Raw genomic sequence first — 6,692 nt, 5'->3', positions numbered from 1 at the left:
TATCTATTTATTAGGGTGGGAAACTTTAGTTATTCTTTTTGTTATCATTGTTATCATTTGTTGACTTTACATTCTTGGGGTAAGAAGCAGGTACAACTACTTCACCTAAAGAAAAAGGGTTATTTGGCTTTTTCCCATCTTTTGCTTCTGTTGTCATTACGGATTTTGTAATATAGGGTATGCCTAAGTGTTCCGCACGTGGAACTTCATACTGCACCTCGGAAAAACGAGCAAGCTCCTCTTTCCGAGGCGCAGCATGAAGTCGGTGTAGCCAGCGATAAGACCTTGTGGCGCGTCGTTGACATGCACACCCTCCTATTCGCCGTGGCTCTTAATTATTCGTTCGTCCGTTTGTTTTTTATTTCTCTGTTTATATTGGACTACAAAGATAACAAACAATATGGCACTTAATACAAACCATACTAGATTTATTATTGTTGACATATTTACTATTTCATATACTCGGTTTATAACTACCACATTATCTATTGTTTCTATCTCATATTTCAATGCTACATACTGACTGCAAATTGAAATACCATATATTACAAACCAAATGCCAAAAACGGCAATATATATCAATATTATTTTTTTCATATTTATCTATTACAATCTTGGCTACTACTTTTGCTGCCACTTCCGAATGAGCCTGAATTATTTTCACTTGAAGAAGTTCCACTAATTGAACGATTGACGCTAGATTCTACACTAGAACCTGCCATACCTGAACTCGAACCCATACTTCCTCTACCTGCCCGTGACGACGTTCGCGCCATGGCCGTAGGCGTTTTGGAATATGCCCACACCGATTTCGGAGGCTAAGCGCGTAACGCTGAGTATGGGTGCGGGGTATATGGTGTAGTCCTCCGTTTCGTGGAACTTCAGTGCAAGCCAAGCGAAAAAGGAGCTTGCTCGTTTTTCCGAGGCGCAGTCAGAGGTGAGGCCTTGTGGTGCACAGTTAGTTCCATACAGCTCACGAACCGAGCTAAAATACAGAATCTTCTTATCGTTCCTAGATGTCATGAACTTCCAAAATCCGCTTTCGAGAGAGGTCTAAGAGAATTGTCACATTATCGTACTTATTCCGACTTCTATCATTAGCCAGAGAAATGATTGTTATCCCTTTTTGGGGAGCGCCTACTCCTAGCACATCATTGCCCAAGAATACCATATAATAGTATTTATATAGGTTTACCAATACATAGATGTGTCCCTGTTTCCTATATGCTAGGTATTGTCTATAATACACACTTATGTTTAAGGTAGGAACTTTCGAGCCGACCTCCTGCCACTTCTGCTTAGTCGAAAGGATTGTTTTTATTGTTTCAATCTCCTTGTCGGAAAGGTTGTAATATCTCCTACTTTGAACATAAAATAGCGTGCCATCATCCCACATCGCGCCAGGAAGCATAGAAACGTCAAGAGCGATTGCTGAATCTTCTGTTGCATACCTCCTATACCTCATAGATGAAATATTCTTACGAACATTTTCACTTGATTTACTTGTTCTACTTCCACAGCTGCAAAAAACAGCCATGATAACGATTAATAAAACATGTTTCACTGTACATATCATTTCTTTGTTTTTTATTGAGTTTGTAATCAAAACCTTTTGTCCCCGGCTGTGCATTGTAATTATAAAGTATTGGCTTTCCATTTATATCTTTAAGCGGTTTACCATTCATGTACACATGCCATAAGCCCTTGCGTTTGTATTCATAATGCTTACCATATACAATTGAATTAATCCATTCGCATTTTTTCTTGTCGGAGTGCAATGTTGCGTTTGGGGCGTTGTTTCCAAACGTCGGGCACACAGTGGCCGCCCAACCCCTTGATGACAGTATTGTAACCCTCGTGCGTGTTCTCGGGATCGGCCGTGACGCCCTTCATCTTGGGCACTCCCAGGGGCGTGCCCAGCTTGCGGTAGTAGTCCTCGTGTTGTTTTTTTTATCTGCATCATACGCATCTGATAGTCTTTCTGTCCGGCGGTTACGACGTTCGCGCCATGTCCATAGGCGTTTTGGAATATGCTTGCACCGACTTTTGGGGGCGCGTCGCCGTACTCGTAGGACAATTCGTAGTTCTATGAAACTGAACCCATGTATTTTGTTAGCAGCTGTGTCTGCCAATTTAATAATCCAATTTCGGCATCATTTTATTTTCTTTCTCGCATAAAAGGAAATACGCTAATCTTCCTGTAAAATACAGCAACACTAATTTCGCTACTTTAACTCTATACCCCTTACGATGCAACAAGATTAATATCTTACCATAGACTAAGACATTCAATAAAGGAAATCGAGCACAATATGTTAAGGTATTCCCATAATACCTCTCTGTTGTATTTCTATATGCTTCATTTCCTAAATAGAATAGAAGCAGATGTGTTGAGAACATACCTAATGAACTGTAAACAAGGAAATATGTAATTGCTCTATATTGAATAATTAAAGCTGTTATTTTTTTTAACAACAAATGATGATCCATAATAAACACCAATACAAAATGGGATGTGAATTGAAAAAGAAGGATAAGAACACCATATTTGGTAATCACGTCCATCATTGAGGTTATGGAGCCAGCAATAACATAAGATTGTAACATCTTGTACAAAGTCAGTATGCCACAAATAGACAACAATACAATTGTCACAACGAAGACAATAGAAAGTGCTGCTAGATATATTTTACTAAAAAGCATTTTTAACCACATTCCATATTTTTTAAATCTATTCCAATTTCAACACCTAAAATGGCACTAACTTTTACACCAGTTTTTGACCCAGATTTTGATTACTATCCTGCCGTGATGAGGTTCGCGCCGTGGCCGTAGGCGTTTTGGAATATGCCCACACCGATTTTGGAGGCCACGCGCCTGTCGCCGATGAAATAGTGTTTGGTGAAACGCCGGCGCGTAACGCCGAGTATGGGGCGAGATAGATGGTGTTGTCTTCCGTCTCGTGGAACTTCAGTGCAAGTCGAGCGAAAAGGAGCTTGCTCGTTTTTCCGAGGCGCAGCCTGAAGTCGGCGTAGCCAAAGTGAGGTCTTGCGGTGCACCGTATGATTAAAGAATTCATTGGTTTACTAGCTGCAAAGTTATTTTTGTCGTGTCAACATGAAGTATCAACAAAGAGGGATTGACTTCATGGATTTTATACTCTGTCCCACCTAACGATATTACCGAGTCATCCTTTAAAATCCAATATTCTGGCCAAAGATGATCGTGCTGTTCGTATTTAGATAGATTTCCTTGTAAGTCTCGCTCTAAGATCTTCCATGTCCTATCCCTGTTAAAGTAAAAGCACATTTGTAACTTGTCTCTCGCATCAAAATTTACATACCACAATTTAGAGTTGTCTCCACAGATTAAATCTGTGAGATCTCTCTCTTCTGCGCACGAAAATGCAACCAGTGCCATGACAACCAAGGTTATCAGTCTAGAATGTGATTTCATTACCTCCCTTAATATATTGTGGAATATACTTTTCGCCATATATTTTAAATATTTACTTGCTTTGTCTATATGTTTGTAAATCTAGTAGTTCTGTTACTTAAAAAAACTGGTAGGCCTATTTATGCTAGGGTAGGCTTCAAGGAAAACAACCTCAATACTATCACCTGGTTTTCCTGTAGAGCTATTTATCAAAGAATTTCCTTTATATTCATTTCCATTATATGAAAATGAATACATGTAATAAACTTTCGTATAGCGGCGTGCGTAACTAGATGGTTCTGCTGTAATAACTGCATACGTCTTAACACCATTTATTCTTAGTAGGAAATTACCAACGAAATAAAGTACAACGTGGTAAAGAATCCAACCCACACAAGCGTAAACAAGCAATCTACCTATGAAATCTCTCATCTTTTGTCTGTTTTATTATTTTTATTTGTCTCACCTTGACTTTCTATCACATTAGATACAATCTTATCAGCCGCCGTTTGAGGAGATTTCTTCACCTCTTTGGCAACAGCTTTTTGCGCCTGTTGAATATTAGTGGTTATAGTCTTGGCTCTTTTATTATTTACTTTTGTTATTTTCTTACCTGTCTTGGTAAGAGAGGTCTTGCTGCTAATCATTTTATTTGATATTTTCTCAGTTGTTTTATTTCCAAATCCTTTAGCTAGTTTTGATGCTTTTGAGCCAACAGCACCTGCAGCCAGATTTACCGCAGTTCCTTTTACAATTTCTATAATTCCCTTATCATAATTGTCCATAAGGCTATTAGCAGCAACGCTTGTTTTTGTAACAAAACGGACTGTATTGCTAGCGCCACTTGTAATTGTTCCTTCAATAGTTGCTACAGCAACTTTTCCCCAGTTAATATCAGTAATGCCATTACCAACAACAAGATTGGCAACCATTTGTGTTGTTATTTCTAAACTAGCTCCAATAAGGGCACCAATAGCATTGTCTATGAGTGCTATGTTTCCATCTGGATTTACAAATTTGACAAGATTATCAGCACAGTATGTATAGCTTCCTAGTTCAGGATAGTTCTCCTTTAACCTATCCACCCCATACCACAAACTCGTCCTCGGGTTCATGTATCTAGAACCATAGTAATACAGTCCCGTCTCCTCATCGAATTCCTTGCCGTTGAACTTATATGGCATCTCCTCGGTGGACGAGTGCTCGTCCACGAGTAGCTCACCGTAGGGCGGGTAGGCGTCGAACTGGGCGACGTTGCCCTTGGCGTCGGTGATATAAGAGGTGCTGCCGAGGTGGTCGGAGTGGTAGAAGAAGATGTCCTCGTGGTATGTGGTGTCGGTAGGCACGCAGCCGTAACCCGGCTGCACGTCGTCGGAGTCTTCGGCCTTGTCCCACTGCACGGGCGGGCCGGGCGAAATGCCAGACGTGACGTAGCGCTTGGTGCAGCGTGCGTGCCGAGAGAGCGGTGTTCGAAACGTACTGTTTAGAATTTTCATGCAGCCAGAAACTTTATTCCTATTTTAGCACATTCCTAGTTCTTTATATGAAATATATTTGAATACTCAATATAGGACAGCTTATTTAGTTTTCTACCGATATTGTATTTAAACCTATATACGTTTTCACTTTTTTTCTTATACTTGACACCCTTAATTCCCCACTCTTCTTTCCTATTCACCTCACGCCCTTTTAATACGATAACATTTTGCACCTTATAAGTGTTTGGAACATGGAAAATATCTTGGGCGAATATAAACCACCTTCCATCTACTCTTTTTTCTAAAGATATAGATATATAAATATCCCCTTCACTGTTATTGCTGAAGTGAAAGGACACAGAACTACCTATATCATATATTGTCTGCACCGAGTCTATTTTTAAACATTCCTTAATCGACTGGGCATTTAAATGACACGTAGCACTTTGCAACACTAACAATATCAAACACTTAATTATTCTCATCTTTCTTTACCCCCCCTTTGTCTAATTTGTAAACAAACTATTGAGCAAGACGCGAATTGGCTTTGCCTTCATTACAATAATTCGGATTGTCTTTGTTCTTAACTCGATTCACACTTTTAGTATCTTTATATATTTCTTCAGACAAACGATTGATTAGGTAAGTCAACAAGGCTTGATTTATTGGTAGTGGTACAGTTAATGTAGAAAGACAGAACTCACCAAACCGTTTTCCACTAGCATCTTTCATCACGAAGTAGGACGGTCTTCCTAAAGCAATTCTTGTTTCTACGGTTCGGGACACTTCTTTATAATAGGTAGGTTCAAATATGGAGCCAGCCTCTAATAATAGTTTCTCATATTTCTTTTGTTTCGCGGTTTTAGTCCTTTCCGACAATAGATACAATACTCGTATTTCACCAAGGCTGTCTAAAGCTATATAATACTCTTTATTATGTGGAGAAGCTTTAATTATCAGATAATAATAGCAATCCTCCAAAGAGTATAATACCTTAGGAGCATTTTCTCTAAATAGTTCTAAGAGTCTATCCGCTTTTTTCCTACTAAACACAAGGGTTTCCATCGACTCTGTTTCATACAGTTTCTTACATTGGGCATTGCAAAAGGTAATAGAAATTAACAGTACGATTATCAAGTATATTTTTTTGTCATGATCATTTCGTTAAAGGTATTTTTTGTGGATCTTTTATTTGCCCTTCTTTGTAGCCAGAATGATCGCTTCCCTCGCGTTGTGGCATTTTACTTGCCGTTGTCAGACAGGGCCATCAGGCGGTTCTCCCCGTCCCACGCCATGCGCCGCTCCGTGTTCAGGCTGTCGTCCCCCACGAGCGTGGGGTTGCCGTTGGCGTCGTAGGCGTAACGTTCGTGCCCAATCTGCGAGGGGGCGGTGGGATGGTCGGCGCCTTTGGTGTAATAACGTTGGTCAGCCCCAAAATATTGTCCACGGGGTCGTATTTATATTGCGTCTGCATGATGCTGTCCCCGTTGGCCGTGAGCAGCATGCCCTGCAACCGCTCTCGTTGGCGGTCATAGGCGTACGTGCTTTCCGTGCCGTTGCCCATGCGCGTGTATATGGTGTGGCCGTCCTTGTCGTAGCCCACCTGCGCCACTATCGTCTCTTCCCTGCCCTGCTTGGCCGACTTGAGGCTCGTCACCTGACCCGCGGCGTCGTAGCCGTAGCTTACCACCTCCCCGTCGGGATAGGTGATGGTGCGCACGCGGTTGTGGCTGTCGTACGTTGCGGCGTGGACGTAGGTGCGCACGTCGGCCTGGCTCA

Annotated in this window: 7 protein-coding genes and 3 pseudogenes; all 10 read right to left on the bottom strand. The window is 41.0% G+C overall.

Going from position 1 to position 6,692, the window contains the following annotated elements; genetic code table 11:
- Positions 1 to 25: 25 nt before the first annotated feature.
- Positions 26 to 157, bottom strand: coding sequence for a hypothetical protein (locus HMPREF2955_RS17105; RefSeq protein ID WP_256374710.1), 132 nt, complete (start codon positions 155 to 157; stop codon positions 26 to 28).
- A 599-nt stretch (positions 158 to 756) separates the two neighbouring features.
- Positions 757 to 960: pseudogene (locus tag HMPREF2955_RS14765) on the bottom strand (hypothetical protein); the annotation flags it as partial.
- A 52-nt stretch (positions 961 to 1,012) separates the two neighbouring features.
- The gene (locus HMPREF2955_RS14760) at positions 1,013 to 1,657 is read right to left on the bottom strand and encodes a hypothetical protein (RefSeq protein WP_232211214.1); all 645 of its coding nucleotides are present in this window, start codon (positions 1,655 to 1,657) and stop codon (positions 1,013 to 1,015) included.
- An 86-nt stretch (positions 1,658 to 1,743) separates the two neighbouring features.
- The gene (locus HMPREF2955_RS17190) at positions 1,744 to 1,902 is read right to left on the bottom strand and encodes a hypothetical protein (protein ID WP_371326400.1); all 159 of its coding nucleotides are present in this window, start codon (positions 1,900 to 1,902) and stop codon (positions 1,744 to 1,746) included.
- Between the two features lie 896 nt (positions 1,903 to 2,798).
- Positions 2,799 to 3,059 carry a hypothetical protein gene (locus HMPREF2955_RS16030; RefSeq protein WP_019189188.1) on the bottom strand — a complete coding sequence of 87 codons (261 nt, stop codon included), beginning with the start codon at positions 3,057 to 3,059 and terminating at the stop codon, positions 2,799 to 2,801.
- A 490-nt stretch (positions 3,060 to 3,549) separates the two neighbouring features.
- On the bottom strand, positions 3,550 to 3,867 hold the full coding sequence (locus HMPREF2955_RS16025) for a hypothetical protein (RefSeq protein WP_139145583.1): 318 nt from the start codon (positions 3,865 to 3,867) through the stop codon (positions 3,550 to 3,552).
- 566 nt (positions 3,868 to 4,433) lie between these two features.
- A pseudogene (locus HMPREF2955_RS15475) lies at positions 4,434 to 4,862 on the bottom strand (RHS repeat domain-containing protein); the annotation flags it as partial.
- A 104-nt stretch (positions 4,863 to 4,966) separates the two neighbouring features.
- Positions 4,967 to 5,302: a hypothetical protein gene (locus tag HMPREF2955_RS14735; RefSeq protein ID WP_246830187.1), complete on the bottom strand. Its 336-nt coding sequence runs from the start codon at positions 5,300 to 5,302 to the stop codon at positions 4,967 to 4,969.
- A 133-nt stretch (positions 5,303 to 5,435) separates the two neighbouring features.
- Positions 5,436 to 5,978 (bottom strand): hypothetical protein, encoded by a 543-nt coding sequence (locus HMPREF2955_RS14730; RefSeq protein WP_070724130.1) that lies wholly within the window; start codon positions 5,976 to 5,978, stop codon positions 5,436 to 5,438.
- 176 nt (positions 5,979 to 6,154) lie between these two features.
- Positions 6,155 to 6,692, bottom strand: a pseudogene (locus HMPREF2955_RS14725) (hypothetical protein); the annotation flags it as partial.

It is taken from the genome of Prevotella sp. HMSC073D09 (assembly GCF_001814145.1).
Taxonomy (GTDB): Bacteria; Bacteroidota; Bacteroidia; order Bacteroidales; family Bacteroidaceae; genus Prevotella; species Prevotella conceptionensis.
This window is presented reverse-complemented; position numbering and strand designations above follow the sequence as displayed.

Coding starts and splice junctions, on each gene's coding strand:
- HMPREF2955_RS17105 (WP_256374710.1), bottom strand. CDS start 157: ATGACAACAGAAGCAAAAGATGGGAAAAAGCCAAATAACCCTTTTTCT.
- HMPREF2955_RS14760 (WP_232211214.1), bottom strand. CDS start 1,657: ATGGAAAGCCAATACTTTATAATTACAATGCACAGCCGGGGACAAAAG.
- HMPREF2955_RS16025 (WP_139145583.1), bottom strand. CDS start 3,867: ATGAGAGATTTCATAGGTAGATTGCTTGTTTACGCTTGTGTGGGTTGG.
- HMPREF2955_RS14730 (WP_070724130.1), bottom strand. CDS start 5,978: ATGGAAACCCTTGTGTTTAGTAGGAAAAAAGCGGATAGACTCTTAGAA.